This is a genomic window from Tychonema sp. LEGE 06208 (genome assembly GCF_015207505.1).
Taxonomy (GTDB): domain Bacteria; phylum Cyanobacteriota; class Cyanobacteriia; order Cyanobacteriales; family Microcoleaceae; genus Microcoleus.
The window spans coordinates 1-16003 of record NZ_JADEWT010000086.1 but is presented as its reverse complement, the minus strand read 5'-3'; the positions used below and the strand labels follow the sequence as shown (position 1 = coordinate 16003).

At 45.5% G+C, this 16003-nt stretch carries 16 protein-coding genes and 1 pseudogene; 14 read left to right on the top strand and 3 right to left on the bottom strand.

Annotated features, from left to right (window positions below; translation table 11 throughout):
* The first annotated feature begins 12 nt into the window (after nucleotides 1-12).
* The gene (locus tag IQ263_RS20335; RefSeq protein WP_194069718.1) at nucleotides 13-1047 is read left to right on the top strand and encodes a tRNA guanosine transglycosylase family protein; all 1035 of its coding nucleotides are present in this window, start codon (nucleotides 13-15) and stop codon (nucleotides 1045-1047) included.
* Nucleotides 1048-1387: 340 nt separating this feature from the next.
* On the opposite strand, the pseudogene IQ263_RS20330 reads toward IQ263_RS20335, so the two are convergent.
* A pseudogene (locus IQ263_RS20330) lies at nucleotides 1388-2190 on the bottom strand (DUF4058 family protein).
* A 364-nt stretch (nucleotides 2191-2554) separates the two neighbouring features.
* Here IQ263_RS20330 and fbp point away from each other — a divergent pair.
* The 5 genes from fbp to opcA all read left to right on the top strand — a co-directional run bounded on the left by fbp (nucleotide 2555) and on the right by opcA (nucleotide 9759).
* Nucleotides 2555-3628 (top strand): class 1 fructose-bisphosphatase, encoded by a 1074-nt coding sequence (gene fbp, locus IQ263_RS20325; RefSeq protein ID WP_194069716.1) that lies wholly within the window; start codon nucleotides 2555-2557, stop codon nucleotides 3626-3628.
* Between the two features lie 204 nt (nucleotides 3629-3832).
* Complete coding sequence (gene tal, locus IQ263_RS20320; protein WP_194069714.1) at nucleotides 3833-4987, top strand: transaldolase; 1155 nt, start codon at nucleotides 3833-3835, stop codon at nucleotides 4985-4987.
* Nucleotides 4988-5476: 489 nt separating this feature from the next.
* Nucleotides 5477-6310 carry a hypothetical protein gene (locus IQ263_RS20315; protein WP_194069712.1) on the top strand — a complete coding sequence of 278 codons (834 nt, stop codon included), beginning with the start codon at nucleotides 5477-5479 and terminating at the stop codon, nucleotides 6308-6310.
* The gene (zwf, locus tag IQ263_RS20310; protein ID WP_194069710.1) at nucleotides 6311-7840 is read left to right on the top strand and encodes a glucose-6-phosphate dehydrogenase; all 1530 of its coding nucleotides are present in this window, start codon (nucleotides 6311-6313) and stop codon (nucleotides 7838-7840) included.
* A gap of 554 nt (nucleotides 7841-8394) precedes the next feature.
* Nucleotides 8395-9759: a glucose-6-phosphate dehydrogenase assembly protein OpcA gene (gene opcA / locus IQ263_RS20305; protein WP_194069708.1), complete on the top strand. Its 1365-nt coding sequence runs from the start codon at nucleotides 8395-8397 to the stop codon at nucleotides 9757-9759.
* A 38-nt stretch (nucleotides 9760-9797) separates the two neighbouring features.
* On the opposite strand, the gene IQ263_RS20300 is transcribed toward opcA, so the two are convergent.
* On the bottom strand, nucleotides 9798-9935 hold the full coding sequence (locus IQ263_RS20300) for a hypothetical protein (RefSeq protein ID WP_194069706.1): 138 nt from the start codon (nucleotides 9933-9935) through the stop codon (nucleotides 9798-9800).
* 188 nt (nucleotides 9936-10123) lie between these two features.
* On the opposite strand from IQ263_RS20300, the gene IQ263_RS20295 reads away from it, so the two are divergent.
* The 8 genes from IQ263_RS20295 to IQ263_RS29960 all read left to right on the top strand — a co-directional run bounded on the left by IQ263_RS20295 (nucleotide 10124) and on the right by IQ263_RS29960 (nucleotide 15636).
* Entirely contained in the window at nucleotides 10124-11656 is a 1533-nt protein-coding gene (locus IQ263_RS20295; RefSeq protein ID WP_194069704.1) for a cobyrinic acid a,c-diamide synthase CobB, read from the top strand.
* A gap of 220 nt (nucleotides 11657-11876) precedes the next feature.
* Nucleotides 11877-12368, top strand: a complete 492-nt coding sequence (locus IQ263_RS20290; protein WP_194069702.1) for an ureidoglycolate lyase — start codon at nucleotides 11877-11879, stop codon at nucleotides 12366-12368.
* A 978-nt stretch (nucleotides 12369-13346) separates the two neighbouring features.
* Nucleotides 13347-13655: a hypothetical protein gene (locus IQ263_RS20285; RefSeq protein ID WP_194069700.1), complete on the top strand. Its 309-nt coding sequence runs from the start codon at nucleotides 13347-13349 to the stop codon at nucleotides 13653-13655.
* 18 nt (nucleotides 13656-13673) lie between these two features.
* Nucleotides 13674-14126, top strand: a complete 453-nt coding sequence (locus IQ263_RS20280) for a hypothetical protein (RefSeq protein WP_194069698.1) — start codon at nucleotides 13674-13676, stop codon at nucleotides 14124-14126.
* 96 nt (nucleotides 14127-14222) lie between these two features.
* The gene (locus IQ263_RS20275) at nucleotides 14223-14684 is read left to right on the top strand and encodes a KGK domain-containing protein (RefSeq protein WP_194069696.1); all 462 of its coding nucleotides are present in this window, start codon (nucleotides 14223-14225) and stop codon (nucleotides 14682-14684) included.
* A 149-nt stretch (nucleotides 14685-14833) separates the two neighbouring features.
* Nucleotides 14834-15100: a hypothetical protein gene (locus IQ263_RS29970; RefSeq protein WP_339384904.1), complete on the top strand. Its 267-nt coding sequence runs from the start codon at nucleotides 14834-14836 to the stop codon at nucleotides 15098-15100.
* A 72-nt stretch (nucleotides 15101-15172) separates the two neighbouring features.
* Nucleotides 15173-15364: a hypothetical protein gene (locus tag IQ263_RS29965; RefSeq protein WP_333195926.1), complete on the top strand. Its 192-nt coding sequence runs from the start codon at nucleotides 15173-15175 to the stop codon at nucleotides 15362-15364.
* Nucleotides 15361-15636: a hypothetical protein gene (locus IQ263_RS29960; protein ID WP_333195927.1), complete on the top strand. Its 276-nt coding sequence runs from the start codon at nucleotides 15361-15363 to the stop codon at nucleotides 15634-15636. The genes IQ263_RS29965 and IQ263_RS29960 overlap by 4 nt, the downstream gene beginning before the upstream one ends.
* An 8-nt stretch (nucleotides 15637-15644) precedes the next feature.
* Here IQ263_RS29960 and rpsU read toward each other — a convergent pair whose 3' ends face one another.
* A complete protein-coding gene (gene rpsU, locus IQ263_RS20265) occupies nucleotides 15645-15839 on the bottom strand; it encodes a 30S ribosomal protein S21 (protein WP_006632476.1) in 195 nt (64 codons plus the stop codon).
* Nucleotides 15840-16003 lie beyond the last annotated feature (164 nt).

Here is a 16003-nt window from a genome sequence, read left to right as displayed (position 1 = left end):
GATATCTGAATCATGCAAATCGTCGCCGGCATTAGTTTAAAAGGAATCAAACCGCGTGTATGGGATAAAACCTCAGAGTATTACCTTCCCCAACTACACGCGGTAATGGTTTCCTACGCCGATTTTCACAAAATGCCTAAACGCAGGCGTGAGGCAATGGAAAAGGGACTGCACGAATCTCTGGGTATTCCTACTCAAGTTCAAATTTATCTTGATAACGGTGCTTTTTACTTTATAAAACGTGATGGTGAAACGCCAAGAAAAGAGTATGAAGAGTTTGTAGAAAAAGCTAAACCAGACTGGTATCCAATTCCTCAAGACTTTATTCCTACTCCCAAAATGACATTTAAGGAGCAGAAACAATGTTTTAAGCGCACAATGGAAATGAATCTGGCTTATAAAGACCATCCATCATACATTCCTGTTATTCACATTAGCGAATTGCTGGAAGAGTATGTAAATGCAATCAAAGCACATAAGGAATTTTTAGCAAAACCATATATTGCTTTGGGTGGCATTGTACCAAATTTACTACGCGCTCCTAAAGCACTACCTTATCAGAAAATTCTATCTAGCATTCAACATATACGCGAAGAATTTAAAAATACAAAACTTCATGTTTTTGGCATTGGTGGCACCGCAACTATACATTTAGCCGCTTTATTGAGGATTAACTCAGTAGACTCAAGCGGTTGGCGCAGTCGGGCGGCGCGGGGGATGATACAATTGCCTGGAACCGGAGAGCGAATTGTCGCTCCTTTAGGTAACTGGAGAGGTCGGCAAGTCAGTCAAGAAGAAGAAAAAAAACTAGAGGAATGTCTCTGTCCAGCTTGTCGTCAGTATAAATTAAATGGACTGAAAATAAGTGGTATGGAAGGTTTTTGTAATCGAGCTACTCATAACTTGTGGATACTACTGGAAGAGGCTCGAATGATTGAAGAACATTTATATAATAGTGGAGATTATAAGGAGTGGTACAAGGGACACTTAGATAACACCATTTATCGTCCACTGATTGCTAAAATAGTTGAAAATAATGAAAACTAAAGCTAAGCGAGCTGAGATTAATAACTTTTGTTTTTTTTCTGCTATGCAGCAAACCTAAATCCCGAACCCAAAACTTTCTTTTCTCGCTCTGCGCCCTCTGCGTCCTCTGCGGTAAATAAAAAAATTAGTTATTTTCGATACAATTCCCGACTCAACTGCTGATCGCACTCCTCAATTTTCCACCGGATCTAAAATTCCCCTAAAGTTCCACCCCCTTTCCCAAAACCATCCCTAAGATAGAACTTACAGGACGGTCGCTCTCATATTCGACTTTGACAGTCATCCCTACTCGATCGAGCATTACAGCCAAAGTATCGCCGATTAATAAGGTAAAATAGAATTAATTATCTCGCAATCCTGTTTCTTGTAAAAGTTCCTGTGCCCAAACCCGATTTTCTTCTGACAGGGATGGTACGGGTTCTAGATCGTAATCGATCCGATAATCATAGCCGGCGCGATCGTAAATACCTGCGAACAATTCTGGTAAATTAACAATAGGTTTTACATCTTCTTCGCGCAATGGCAGCGGAAATACAGGTAAAGAATCGCGCAAATTAAAAGCATAAAGTTCGGCAAAAGGACGGCGATCGCTACGACTGACTAAAACCCGATAATCGCTTTGAATGGAACTGTTGAGTACAGGCATCGGTTCCCAGCTTTGCAACAAGTCGATTTCCACTAAATTGGTTAAGCTACCTAAAATACTCTGGCGTTTTTTGAGATAAGTAATTCTGCCTTCTCCACTGCGTTTGTTGACAGGAGAAAGAATTTCAATTGCCGTGACAACTTGTTTAGTTGCCATTTCTCGTACTTCTAGGTAAGTTTGTTTAATTTTTTCAGGAATAGGGACTTTGACCGTAGTAGGAAGTGCGATAGTTAAAGTGGCAACTGAACCGGTGGGAACATCGGGGCTATTAGATTGACGTTTAATTGCCACATCGGGGATACCAACTAAAAGCGAGTCGCCGTTACTGTCATTTGGATCGGTAATTTCATAGATGCGTTTGTCGATCGCAATTTCATATTTAGGGCGAATTTGAGCATGATGCTATCAGCGATCGCGACAATTAATCGATTGTGAGTTTCCTGCCAAAAATCGGGGTGTTCTAAGTAGGGGTCCATTCCGGGAAAGGGTGAGGGCATAGGACAGCATTGCGATGTATTGATTTTAAAATCATTTTAGCAGTGGGTTAGATTGACTGACCTCCGTTAAATCCGTTGCCTAACTTCTTTCTGCCATACACCAAACCTAAATCCCGAAACCAACACTTTCTGCGGTAAATCAAAAAATTAGTTATTTTCGATACAATTCCCGGCTCAACAGTCGATCGCACTCCTCAATTTTCCACCGGATCTAAAATTCCCCTAAAGTTCCACGCCCGATCGCAAAACCCTCCCTAAGATATAAGTTAGAGGGCGATCGGTCTCATATCCGATTCAGGAGCAAATGTCAAGCACCTGAAAAACCCAAATTAGCGAGCCGCAAGACAGGGAGGTTATCAAAATCATGGTACAAGCGCCGACAGGAGAAACCCGTCTGGGTCCGATCGATCAGGTGCAAGCCTTAGACCGCGATTGCACGACTCTATCCCGTCACGTACTCCAGCAACTTCACAGCTTTAGTGCAGATGCTCAGGATCTCAGTGCCCTGATGAATCGCATCGGACTAGCTGCCAAGCTGATCGCGAGGCGACTCAGTAGGGCTGGATTAATGGCAGATGCCTTGGGGTTTACAGGGGCTGTCAACGTCCAGGGAGAATCCGTCAAAAAGATGGATGTCTATGCTAATGAAGTTTTTATCTCGGTATTCCAGCAAAGCGGACTTGTCTGCCGCTTGGCTTCGGAGGAAATGGAAAAACCCTACTATATTCCCGAAAATTGTCCGATCGGGCGCTACAGCCTGCTCTACGACCCCATAGATGGTTCTTCCAATCTCGACACCAATCTCAATGTCGGTTCCATATTCAGCATCCGCAAGCAAGAGGGGGACGATGCAGATGGCTCAGCCTCAGACTTGCTGCAACACGGACACAAACAAATCGCCGCGGGCTACGTGCTTTATGGTCCGAGTACCATGCTGGTTTATTCGATCGGCCGTGGCGTCCATTCCTTCACCCTCGACCCCAGTTTGGGCGAATTCATTCTAGCAACCGAAAACATTCAGACACCTGCAAGCGGCCCGGTTTACAGCGTCAATGAAGGCAACTTCTGGCAGTGGGATGAATCTTATCGGGATTACATTCGCTACGTCCACCGCAATCAAGGTTACAGTGCCAGGTACGGCGGGGCTTTGGTGGGAGATTTTCACCGGATTTTATTTCAGGGAGGTGTCTTTTTGTACCCCGGAACGGTGAAAAAACCAGAGGGAAAATTGCGCTTGCTGTACGAATCTGCTCCTTTGGCGTTTTTGATGGAACAAGCCGGCGGGCGGGCTAGTACCGGCATTCAAGACATCTTGGATGTGGTGCCAACTCAACTTCACGAGCGCACGCCTTTGATTATTGGCAGCAAAGAAGATGTCGCCCTCGTAGAGTCTTTTATTCAAGATCGATCGCGCAATCCTCGAACAGTTCTGGAGTGAAGGAAGAAGGAAGAAGGAAGATGGAAGAAGGAAGAGGGAAGAAGGAAGAGGGAAGAAGGAAGAAGGAAGAAGGAAGAAAGTTGTAGCTGCCCAATTCCCAATTCCCAATTACCAATTACCAATTCCCAATTCCCAATTCCCAATTACCAATTCCCAATTACCAATTCCCAAATATCAAATATCAAATTGTAGGAGTTACAGATCATGACGGAAACGACCAAGAATCACCTGTTAGAAATCGAAGCAATCGGCCAGAGTATCTGGATGGACAATTTGACTCGCAATCTGATCGAGTCCGGCGAACTCAAAAAGATGATTGAAAGTCGCGGATTGCGGGGAATTACATCTAATCCTGCCATTTTCGAGAAAGCGATCGCGGGCAATGTCATTTACGATGCTGATATCGAAGCTGGCATTCGCGCCGGTAAATCTGTACTCGAAATTTACGAATCTTTGGTGTTTGAAGATATCCGCAACGCTTGCGATATCTTCGCTCCAGTGTACGAAGAGTCCAAAGGTTTGGACGGTTATATCAGCATTGAAGTGCCACCGACGATCGCCAACGATACCGAAAGCACGATTAGCGAAGCCTTGCGCTATTATCAGGCGATCGGCAAACCAAATGTGATGATCAAGATTCCCGGAACTGCTCAAGGATTGCCCGCAGTCGAACGAGTCATCAGTGAAGGGATTAACGTTAACGTGACTTTGCTCTTCTCCGTTGACAGCTACGTCCAAACCTTCTGGGCTTACATTCGCGGCTTGGAAGCGCGAGCAGCTAAAGGTTTGGATGTGAGCAATATTGCCTCAGTTGCCAGTTTCTTCTTGAGCCGGATCGACAGCAACATTGATGGCAAGATTGACGAGAAACTCAAAAATGTCACCGATATTTCGACTAAAGCCAAACTGGAAGCGGTCAAGGGAAAAATTGCGATCGCCAATGCCAAAGTAGCTTACCAGAAGTATAAAGAGATCGTCGCGAGCGATCGCTGGCAAGCACTAGCAGCCAAGGGAGCCGAAGTGCAGCGGCTGTTGTGGGCGAGTACCAGCACCAAAAACCCTAACTACAGCGATGTGATGTACGTCGATGAATTGATCGGTCCCGACACGGTGAATACTTTGCCTCCCAACACAGTTGAGGCTTGTTTCGATCACTGCGATGTCGCACCCCGGATTGAGAACAACGTCGCAGAAGCTTACACCCTGATCGAAAGTCTCAAAGATCCCGACATTGACATCGATTTGGACAAAGTGATGGAAGACTTGCTTCTCGACGGGATTGAGAAATTCGTCGGCCCCTTCCAATCTCTGATGGATTCCTTGGAAGAGAAAGTTAAGAAGCTCGCACCCGTTGCCTAAAAAGATATCTGTATCGTTGAAGGCAGAAGGATTTAGGAGTCGGAACAGATAATTGTTTTGGCTCTGGGTGCTGAGTTTGGAACCCCGAACCTGGAAAAATGACACCAATTGGTGACAAAAATCCTCCAGAGTAAAATCAACTATGATTTTTGGCTCTGGGTGCTGAGTTTGGAACCCCGAACCTGGAAAAATGACACCAATTGGTGACAAAAATCCTCCAGAGTAAAATCAACTATGATTTTTGGCTCTGGGTGCTGAGTTTGGAACCCCGAACCTGGAAAAATGACACCAATTGGTGACAAAAATCCTCCAGAGTAAAATCAACTATGATTTTTGGCTCTGGGTGCTGAGTTTGGAACCCCGAACCTGGAAAAATGACACCAATTGGTGACAAAAATCCTCCAGAGTAAAATTGATTCCCTCCTGTAAGAGGACTCCTACCAGAAGCTTTAACTCGAATCCTCCATATCCTACCAATGAGGAATTGCTATGCAGACTACCAATACCTTACTAAAGAGCGAGTATGCTATTGCGGAACTTGATGTAACTGAACGGGCCAGGCTTAAAGAACTAGAATCCATTGTGGAACAGGGACTTCAGACATTTTACGAAGTTGGCAAAGCCCTAGATGAAATTCGGGAACAGAAGCTGTACCGCGAAGCTCATAAAAGTTTTGAGACTTATTGTCGGGACAAATGGGGGATAGCCAGGCAGACGGCTCATCGATTTATTGCAGCAGCGCAGGTTATCGAAAATTTGACACCAATTGGTGTCAAAATTCCTACAAAGGAAAATCAAGTGCGTCCTCTAGCAGGATTATCGCCTGAACTGCAACTCGAAATTTGGCAAGAGGCGTTGGAGTCATCGCCCAATGGTATGCCTACTGGTGCAGCAGTTCAGCGTTTGGTTGACGAGCGATTTCCATCCCTAGGAAGCCGACGAACGCCTAAAGATACTGATTCTGAACTGGAGAAATTGCGATCGGACAATAAGCGGCTTAGAGAGGAAATCCGAGAACAAAACAGAGAGAGGGAGCGGCGTGCTGCTGCTGTGGCGTTGGAAATGGAGCAACTGCGAGCCGAAAACAGGCAGTTGAAAGCTGAATTGCTACAGCGCGATCGAGATTGGGAAGTGCGATTGGCTGCTGAAAGGGTTAAAATCCGGGCGGAAGTTATAGCAGAACTCAGAGAGGAAATCCGGGCGGAAGTCAAGGCTGAGTATGAAGGACAGATTAACTCTCTCACCCAGCAATTAGCAGAAATGACGGCGAACTATCATGCGGTATTGGCAAGATTAACAGCACTAGAAGCAAAAGGAAAATAAATGGTAACGCTACTTGAAAATCCACTGCGCGTCGGTTTGCGAAAAGAACGAGTGCCGGAACCGCAAATTCTGGTCATCTTCGGAGCTTCTGGGGATCTCACCCAGCGCAAACTTGTACCAGCAATTTATCAGATGAAGCGCGATCGGCGCTTGCCACCGGAAACTACCGTCGTAGGTGTGGCCCGCCGCCCTTGGAGTCACGATTACTTCCGAGAGCAAATGCGCGAGGGCATTGAAGAATTTGGCGGCGGGATTGGTAACGAAGAATTTTGGCAAGATTTCGCTAAAGGTTTGTACTACTGTCCCGGCGACATTGACAACCCCGAAAGCTATCAAAAACTCAAAACTTTCTTAGCGGAACTCGACGAAGAAAGGAGAACTCGTGGCAATCACATATTTTATCTGTCAGTTTCCCCGAATTTTTTCCCAGAAGCAATTAGGCAACTGGGCGCGGCTCAAATGCTGGTTGACCCAGTAAAACACCGCTTGGTAATTGAAAAACCCTTCGGCCGCGACTTGAGTTCGGCAAAAGCTCTCAACCGAGTCGTGCAGAAGGTTTGCCAAGAACAGCAAGTTTACCGGATCGACCACTATTTGGGTAAAGAAACTGTTCAGAATTTAATGGTGTTCCGGTTTGCTAACGCGATTTTTGAACCCCTGTGGAACCGGCAATTTGTCGATCACGTACAAATTACAGTTGCAGAAACAGTAGGCGTAGAAGACCGGGCCGGTTACTACGAATCCTCTGGGGCTCTGCGGGATATGCTGCAAAACCACTTGATGCAGATTTTCTGTCTGACGGCGATGGAACCGCCAAACTCCCTCGACGCTGACAGCATCCGCACCGAAAAGATGAAAGTTCTGCAAGCAACTCGCTTGGCAGATTTGAATAACTTGGAGTTCTCAGCGATTCGGGGTCAATATTCCGCAGGTTGGATGAAGGGCAAACAGGTACCGGGGTATCACGATGAACCGGGGGTGGCTCCCAATTCGACAACGCCGACTTTTGTGGCGATGAAGTTTATGATTGACAACTGGCGCTGGCAGGGAGTGCCTTTCTACCTGCGAACCGGCAAACGGTTGCCGAAAAAAGTTAGCGAAATTGCGATTCAGTTCCGGGAAGTTCCGCTGCTAATTTTTCAGTCCGCAGCCCAACAAACTACTCCTAACGTTTTGACCATGCGGGTGCATCCGAACGAGGGGATTTCGCTGAGGTTTGAGGCGAAAATGCCGGGGCCGGATTTGCGGACGCGGACGGTGGATATGGATTTCAGTTACGGTTCTTCGTTTGGGGTGACATCTTCGGATGCTTACGATCGCCTTTTGATTGATTGTATGCTGGGCGACCAAACTTTGTTTACCCGTTCTGATGAAGTGGAAGAAGCTTGGCGGGTGGTAACGCCGGCGCTGATGGCTTGGGAATCGTCCAACGAACAGGAGTTGGTTCCTAAATACGAAGCGGGTACTTGGGAACCGGCGGAAGCAGAACTGCTGATTAACAGAGACGGTCGCAAGTGGCGCAGACTTTAAGAGTCATTAGTCATTAGTCATTAGTCCTTAGTTAGCCGAGTTTAAGAGTCATTAGTCATTAGTCCTTAGTCCTTAGTTGGCCGAGTTTAAAAGTGATTAGTCAGCAGTCATTAGTTAGCCGAGTTTAAGAGTCATTAGTCATTAGTCCTTAGTCCTTAGTCCTTAGTTATGTGTCAGGATTAGTATTGGTAATTAGCTGAGACCTGCTAACTAATAACGGCTAACTGTAGCCTTTCTAAGTGATGTACGCTCCAGTAATGGGCGAGGCGAAGCGGAGGGAATGGGTAACGGGTAATCTATCAGAAATCATAGCTAGTAGCTAACCCGAAATCAAATTACTAATCCGGCAATTACCTATTACTTATTACCGATCGCTAGTGCGTACCTCATTACTGAGAACCGCTATAATAATGGCTAACTAATGATTAATGACCAATGACCAATGACCAATGACCAATGACCAATGATTAATGACCAATGATTAATGACCAATGACCAATGACCAATGACCAATGACCAATGACCAATGACTAAAAACAAAGGAGAGAAGATTTATGACGATGACACCGATGAAAGCTCCGCCTCTGGTTTCGCTGCAAAGTCCTAAAGATGTGTCGATCGACCAAATAGAGGCAGAATTGAGTCAAATTTGGGAAAGTTACAGAGAATCTGGTTCAAAGGGCGATGTTCCGATCGCTAGTAGGGCAACAACTTTTACCTTTGTAGTCTACGAACCGGAAGAAACTCAGCAGTTATTGGCGGATCTGGGGTTTTATGATGGGCCGGTGGACGGTATTACCGGGCCGATGACGGCATCTAGCATCAGGGATGCTCAAAAAGCTTACGGACTGCCGAGAACTGGCAAATCTAACGCTGAATTGCTGGATACTTTGCGGGAAGAAGTGGCTCGCAAAAATTCCAAGGGCGAGGTTTTGGGGCCGACTGGTTTGGGTTCCGGGGGTTCGGGGGTGGCTGATGCGATCGTGGCTGCCAATCCGTGCCGGATTATTGCTCTGTGTCCGACGGCGGGGGAAGATACGGGGGTGCAGGCTCAAGTGGCTGCTTACTGTCCGGTGCACAAGCGCGGGAGCGGCAATCTGATCTGCTGCGAGTATATTACGCTCAGGGGTACGGAAGCTGCTTTGGAACGGGTGAGCGGCATAGTGACGGCGCTGACTATCCCTGATTTGCCGACGCTGCTGTGGTGGAAGGCGAATCCCGATGCCGATCGAGGTTTGTTCCAGCGGCTGGCGGCAATTAGCAGTTCTGTGATTGTTGACTCTAGCAGCTTTGCCGAGTGTGAAGCTGAATTGCTGTTGATGCAAAGTCTGATCGAGGAAGGAATTCCGATCGCGGATCTAAATTGGCGTCGGCTGGCGGCGTGGCAGGAGTTAGCTGCGGAGGCTTTCGATCCGCCGGAACGTCGGGCGGCAATTCAAGAGATCGATCGAGTGACTATCGATTACGAAAAGGGCAATTCTACTCAAGCGCTGATGTATTTGGGCTGGCTGGCGAGCCGACTTGGGTGGCGTCCTGTGGCTTTCAAACAGGAAGAGGGCGATTACCAAATCAAGCGAATTAAATTTGTCGGTGCCGACGAACGGGTTGTGGAAGCTGAGTTAGCGGCGATTCCAACTGCTGATTCAGGCGATGTCTCGGGCGATTTGATTGCTCTGCGTTTGAATTCTACAAACGAAAATGCTGACTGCGGTACGGTTCTGTGTTCGGAAGATGGTGGCTGTATGCGAATGGAAACCAAGGGTGGCGCTCAAACGGATCGGTTTAACCAGGTGACTCCTCTGTTCGATCAGGTGACGGAACAGTTGCTGGGCCAGCACTTGCAGAGTTGGGGCCGAGATGTGCTTTACGAAGAAAGTTTGGCAGTGACGGCCGGGATGCTGAAGTTGTCAAGAAGTTAGTAGTCAGTAGTCAGTAGTCATTAGTCAGCAGTCAGCAGTCAGTAGTTGTACGTAGCGACAAATCCCAAAGTCGTTAGTGGCGATCGCTCTTTCGGATATTTGGGGGAAATGTATATTTGGCTCTGGGGTAATTGGGAAAAAGGTAATTTGCGATCGATTCGGGACTTATTACTCATTACCTATTACCAGACATTAGATTAACCGATCGCCAAAACTTCAGGAGAGCCGTTGCTATCTAATGACTGTTGACCAACAACTAACAACTAACAACCAATAACCAATAACCAACAACCAATAACCAACAACCAATAACCAACAACCAATAACCAACAACCAACAACCAATAACTAATAACTAATAACTAATGACTTTAGTAAGTGCTGGCGAACGCAGCGGTGCGGGAAAGACTACTGTAACAATCGCCCTTTTAGCTTATTTAATCCGCCGCGGCTTGAACGTGCAATCGTTTAAGGTGGGCCCGGACTACATCGATCCGATGTTTCATGCTTTTGTCACCGGTCGCCCCTGTCGGAATTTAGACCCGGTATTAACGTCTGAATCTTATGTAAAAAAGTGTTTTGAGCGTCACATTCAAGATGTCGATTATGCCTTGGTTGAAGGGGTAATGGGGCTATTTGATGGAGTTTCTCAGAAGAAGGAAGAAAGAAGTTCGGCAACGGATTTTGTAGCGGATGTAGCGGATGGCTTGAAGGTGGGGAAAGAAGAATTAGATTATTCTGTTGCTTTTGCTTCAACGGCTCATGTTGCTTGTTTGCTGAATTTGCCGGTATTGTTTGTGATAGATTGCAGCCGGCTTTCTGGTTCTGTGGCTGCGATCGCCCACGGTTTTCGTTCTTTTAACCCAAATCTTAATTTCGCTGGTTTGGTGTTGAATCGGGTGGCTAGCGATCGACATTTGGAACTGCTTACTGATGCTCTAAAACCGCTCAATTTACCTATTTTGGGCGTTTTGCGTAGGGATGAGGCTGTTACTATTCCCGATCGACATTTGGGTTTAATTCCGGCCGAGGAGTTGCCGAATCTTCATGCTGCGATCGATAAGTTGGCGGATTTGGCTGCTGTTAGTTTTGACTGGGAGCAACTTTTGCCTTTGTTGGCTGCGACTCGAAATGGGGGGGGTGAGGGGTCTGAGCAACTTTCGGGTAAATACAGTCTCCCTTACGGGATTGTAACTCAAAAAGATGATGCTGTCAATAGTTTGGGAAAACAATTTGGGGTGAGGATTGCAGTTGCGCGCGATCGGGCTTTTAATTTTTACTATCAGGACAATCTTGATTTGTTGGAAGAGTTGGGTGCCGAGTTAGTATTTTGGAGTCCGCTTGATGATGCTGTTTTTCCTGACAATGTGCAAGGGTTGTATTTTGGCGGCGGTTTTCCCGAAGTTTTTGCTGAGAAATTGAGCAATAATGTTTTAATTCGGGATGCTGTCAGAAGTGCGATTTTTTCGGGAATGCCGACTTATGCGGAGTGTGGCGGTTTGATGTACTTGTGCGATTCTATTGTAGGCTTCGATGGGAATTCTTGGCAAGGGGTGGGTGTTTTGAAAACTGCTGCTGAGATGGGAAAGCGTTTGACGCTGGGATACCGGGAGGCTGTGGCGGTGAGGGATAGTTTGGTGTTAAATGCTTTTGATGCGGTTTGGGGTCATGAGTTTCATCGATCGCATTTAACTGTTGAACCGACTAATCCAGTTTATCACAGTTGGAGGTACGGTTCGCGGGGGGAAGTTGAGGCGGTTGCTGAAGGTTGGGGGGTTTGTCAGGTGCACGCTTCTTATTTGCATTTGCATTGGGGTGCTCGCCCTGATATTCCGGCTCGTTTTTTGCAGCAGTGTGCTGAGTTTGATTGTAAGGGTGTTTTGGGCGATCGGATTTAATTAATATTTTTTTTGACGAACCGCGAAGACGCTAAGGGCGCTAAGGAAGAGGGGAGAGCATTCTGCTGATGCGTTATTGTAATGGTATTTTAGACGATCGAGAAAGCTAACTAGATTTTTTGATTTTTTTAACCGCAGAGGACGCTGAGGGCACAGAGAAGAGAGAGGGTTACTGTATTAGAATGTTTTTGATGAATGCTGGGAGGGGCTGTTGGGATTTATGGGGGAATCAATTTCGACTAAACAATTGTTTGCACAATGGGTGACACCAGAAAATTTTCGGAGTTACGGTCAAGTTATTTTTGCGAGTGTTGATGGCAAGTATTTTGATGCTGAGGATGCTCAATTAAGTTTGCAAAACGGTATCCCTAGATTTTACATTATGCGGTTGTACGAGAACGATCGCAAGTTTGGTAAAATTACTCGGCACGTTGAATGTACTCAGTGTTTGGGTTCTCTGGATGGGAAGAGTTGGTTGATGGCTGTTGCGCCTCCTGGAAATAGCGATAAACCGAGTTTGGAGGATATTGTTGCTTTTCGGATTCCTGGCAGTTGTTTTATTAAGCTAGATGTGGGAACTTGGCACGCTGGGCCTTATGTTGAGGCGGATTTTGTGGATTTTTACAATCTTGAGTTGAGAGATACTAATGTGGTTGATCATTTCAGCTTTGATTTTGTGAAGCATTACAATCTGGAGTTTGATATTGTCTGAATAAACTCACCTATTGGATTTAATAAATGACGGTCGTACTTACTAGGAACCAGTAGGTAAATAGGCTATTTTTGAATAAAAGTATAGCAGAGTTGTGCGCCAATGTCGTTTGTTTGGTGCGGGCGATCGCCAAATGGTAATATTGCGATGATGATGTCGTGCATAGTAGATTGCCGGAGTTCTGATGGGTTCTCAGTGCGGATATTTTTTGTGACGGTAATCGACCGATTTGATCTGATACAAGGCTGGACTTTGGCCGCTCATCTCGGAACTTAGTGAACGCAAAATTAACATTCAAAGCAATTGAGTTAAGTAAGTCGGTGGGGAAAAATACAACTGTGTTAAGAAAGATAAATGAGGCTAAAACCCCAATCCCTCCTGCATTCTGTCTCCTGACTCCTGCCTCATCCCAACTACAAATATTTACGCCTTTCTACTTATTCCTCTATTTGTGGGATAGCATGATTTTGGTTATTAGGATAATTTTTATGCTTTGAATCTGATGCAAATTTTGCAAAAATTGCCGATATATTTTATAGTCAATCCTTTAATTGATATCACTTTACAAGGTTGTGACATTACCGATTATAAGCGCCGAGAGTGAGGCAGGTTAAGGAGTTGCGACAACATGAGTTTGACGCAATTCTGGAACACAACGGCGTGCAATATCCGTGGTACACTTTTTTGGTAAATGCTAATATGTTGGATATCGCTCACAGGGCGGCTCATATTTGTAAAATAACGGGAATGTATGAAATTAAACTTTGTTTTAGCATGGTATTTTTTAGAAAGTTAAACTTTTATAAGTTTCCGATGAAATTTACAAAGTTGATGTGAAAAATCTGCTTGTTTATACTATGCCATCACGATGCGCGCGGGGGTTCGGTATGTAACTTTGGGAAAGTTGCTGGCGGAAACAGTATCAGCTAAAATTTGTTTTCATGATATTTGACAAATTACATTAAAAACTGTTAAATTATGACTCAAGGTGCTATTCCCGATGAAAGTCCGAGAAATTTGGCAGAGCAATTGCTGCTGCAAGATGCAATTGCTGGAAATGGCAAAGGTATTCAAGGCGGGGCGAACAATATGTTGGGAGATGCTCCCCGACTTGTTGCTATTTATGGTGGCTATCCTGAACATTGGTATAAGATGACAAGTATTCAAGCTTTCATGATTAATGGAGCATCTGTACAAGTTCATTGGTTTCGGAACAGTCAGACTCAAGAAAATGTAGAGTGCAAGTTCAAACGTCAGTACCCTAAAATCGCTCCTAAAAATTTGTAATGAGGAATCAGTATAATTATGAAAATTCGTTGTATCGCTAATACAGGTGCATCGATTCCTGATGATTACATAGAGCCTGCTATCGGTTACACAAAAGACATACAGTTCTCATTGACGATTGGGAAGGAATATGTTGTTTATGCCTTTAGAGAGTGGCGGGGAACTATTTGGTATTATATCTGCGATGATATTTACAGCTATTATCCCATCCATAATCCGGCACCGCTGTTTGAAGTGGTTGATGACAGAGTTTCTAAGTATTGGCGGTTTAAACTTTCGCCCAATGGCTTGTTAATGATAGCCTTTGAACAGTGGTTTACTGACCCTTATTTTTATGATAAGCTGACGGATCAGGAGGAGGCGGAGGTTGAGATTTTTGATAAGGTTAAGGAATTGATGGATGCTGAGGATTTTACTTTGCCTCCGCTGGATGTAGCTGTTGAGAAGTTGCGGGAAACTGTCAGTGTTTGAGTGGGAAAACTGAGAGCGCAAATTATTTATTTACTACCTTGACTCACATACCTTCAAATGGTATCAAATAGGAAGCAGCAGAAAATTGTAAAAACAATGAACGAAGAACTTGAAACAAATAAAAACTATGCTAAACTAGATGGCGAAGATGATGTTTTGTTATTGGGTAAAGCTACTTTTACGGTGCGGAGGTTTAAAGAGCTAGTCGCTAGGAAGTTTGATTATATACTACTTTCTATCGAGGCAGCAGAAAACGAATCTCGCAAGAAAGCGATATATTATTGGATGCAATCTCTCTCGATTAACGAAGAAACAACAATTCCTGCAGGGGATATAAACTGGAGTTCCCCTCAAGAAGGAATCGATTGTCAAATCCTCATTATTGGTGCCAAAGGTTGGCAAAAAGGAAAGCTTAAAATAGAAGTTAATAGAAGTTTCCAGTCTGGGAAAACGCAGACATCTATAAAGTTTTGTCCCGATCTACCAAATGAACCTATATCACCTTTAGATGATATCAGACAATCCGAGGAATACAAAAAACTTAGCAATAATAACTGACTGCCCGATCGCGATTACAATAGAATAGTCGATCGCACTTATATCTGAATCTGAGATTTTTCACCGCAGATGAGGGCTGATGAACGGGGATGAACGCAGATGTTTTTTAGATAGGGCTGGCGCTGATTTATTTTCGAGTAGTTTGGATTGTGTGGGGCCGTTTGGGCGATCGCTCCGAGGTATGGCGCTGCTGTAGAATATTATGCAAGGCCCGGACGATCGATCGCGATTTAGTTTGCACGCAGTACCCGCCAGAACTTTGTTCGCCACAGTTAAATAGACGTATCGCAGGATTGCGAATTGCGGTTGCTGACGGGTATTTCGCTACAGAGGCCGAACCCCAAGCAATGGATGCTGTAGAAATAGTTGCAAAAGCCTTGACAAATACTTTAAGATGTGGTATACAAGCAGAATAAGCAACAACAAACCCCCCAAAAATCGGGGGGCTTGAAACTGTCAGCATAGCGGAATCTGATCGCGCCAAGGCGTTGATAATTACGGCTGGCGAGGGTGGAAACTTGCGGGAGAATTTGCGATCGCGCCCTCAAGACTTCGATTCTGCCACGCGCGATCGTTCTTTAGCGGGAACCCCGATCCCTGCCACTTGGTACGTGCAAGCGCAGAGATTCAGACAGTGGTATCGAACTCGAATTGCGAAATATTCCAACATACAAATATGATTCTCGCACCCGCAACCCCGATCGCTCCTCCTGAAATTGGTGTCGAGAAAACGGTCGTCGCCGGACAAGAAATATTAGTGGGTCCCAATCGGGGACTGTTCGCCCAACCCCTATCATTTATAGGCTTGCCCGTTCTTTGGGTGTCCCTACAGCGGCCCGACGCTTTGCCCTTGGGGGTACAAATTATCGATGCTCCCTACAGCGAAGCGGTGATTCTCCGAGTCGCTGCGGTACTAGAATCGCAAGGCATTATATCTGCCGAATCAATTTAGTGCTATTTCTAGGGTTTGTTGTTGCGGTGGAAGCGTCTCTTAGTGCGTCTGGCAATAGCTTTGCGCTTCTGCTTTTCGAGGGGGGTTTCAAAGTGGCGGTGTTTTCTCATGTCGGGGAAAATTCCCGCTTTGGAAACTTGTCGCTTAAACCGTCGTAGGGCTGACTCAATCCCTTCATTTTCGCCGATTACAACTTGGGTCATTATTTCTCCTGTGGTTCGTTAGATCAAGTTTTATCATATCAAGGTTTCTGGCTGCGCGATCTGTTGGATGTCGGGCGATCGGCCAAAAACCTTAAAATTATACCAAATCTGCTGCTAAGTTGTTGCGCTTCTAGATAGTTGGGGAGAGGGGGAGAGGGGGAGAG

What these genes read in the sequence shown, in the direction of transcription:
- IQ263_RS29960 (WP_333195927.1), top strand. Translation starts at nt 15,361, where the DNA reads ATGATTCTCGCACCCGCAACCCCGATCGCTCCTCCTGAAATTGGTGTC.
- fbp (WP_194069716.1), top strand. Translation starts at nt 2,555, where the DNA reads ATGGTACAAGCGCCGACAGGAGAAACCCGTCTGGGTCCGATCGATCAG.
- zwf (WP_194069710.1), top strand. Translation starts at nt 6,311, where the DNA reads ATGGTAACGCTACTTGAAAATCCACTGCGCGTCGGTTTGCGAAAAGAA.
- IQ263_RS20285 (WP_194069700.1), top strand. Translation starts at nt 13,347, where the DNA reads ATGACTCAAGGTGCTATTCCCGATGAAAGTCCGAGAAATTTGGCAGAG.
- IQ263_RS20280 (WP_194069698.1), top strand. Translation starts at nt 13,674, where the DNA reads ATGAAAATTCGTTGTATCGCTAATACAGGTGCATCGATTCCTGATGAT.
- IQ263_RS20275 (WP_194069696.1), top strand. Translation starts at nt 14,223, where the DNA reads ATGAACGAAGAACTTGAAACAAATAAAAACTATGCTAAACTAGATGGC.
- IQ263_RS20315 (WP_194069712.1), top strand. Translation starts at nt 5,477, where the DNA reads ATGCAGACTACCAATACCTTACTAAAGAGCGAGTATGCTATTGCGGAA.
- IQ263_RS20335 (WP_194069718.1), top strand. Translation starts at nt 13, where the DNA reads ATGCAAATCGTCGCCGGCATTAGTTTAAAAGGAATCAAACCGCGTGTA.
- rpsU (WP_006632476.1), bottom strand. Translation starts at nt 15,839, where the DNA reads ATGACCCAAGTTGTAATCGGCGAAAATGAAGGGATTGAGTCAGCCCTA.
- IQ263_RS20290 (WP_194069702.1), top strand. Translation starts at nt 11,877, where the DNA reads ATGGGGGAATCAATTTCGACTAAACAATTGTTTGCACAATGGGTGACA.
- IQ263_RS20300 (WP_194069706.1), bottom strand. Translation starts at nt 9,935, where the DNA reads ATGAGTAATAAGTCCCGAATCGATCGCAAATTACCTTTTTCCCAATTA.
- IQ263_RS20295 (WP_194069704.1), top strand. Translation starts at nt 10,124, where the DNA reads ATGACTTTAGTAAGTGCTGGCGAACGCAGCGGTGCGGGAAAGACTACT.
- opcA (WP_194069708.1), top strand. Translation starts at nt 8,395, where the DNA reads ATGACGATGACACCGATGAAAGCTCCGCCTCTGGTTTCGCTGCAAAGT.
- tal (WP_194069714.1), top strand. Translation starts at nt 3,833, where the DNA reads ATGACGGAAACGACCAAGAATCACCTGTTAGAAATCGAAGCAATCGGC.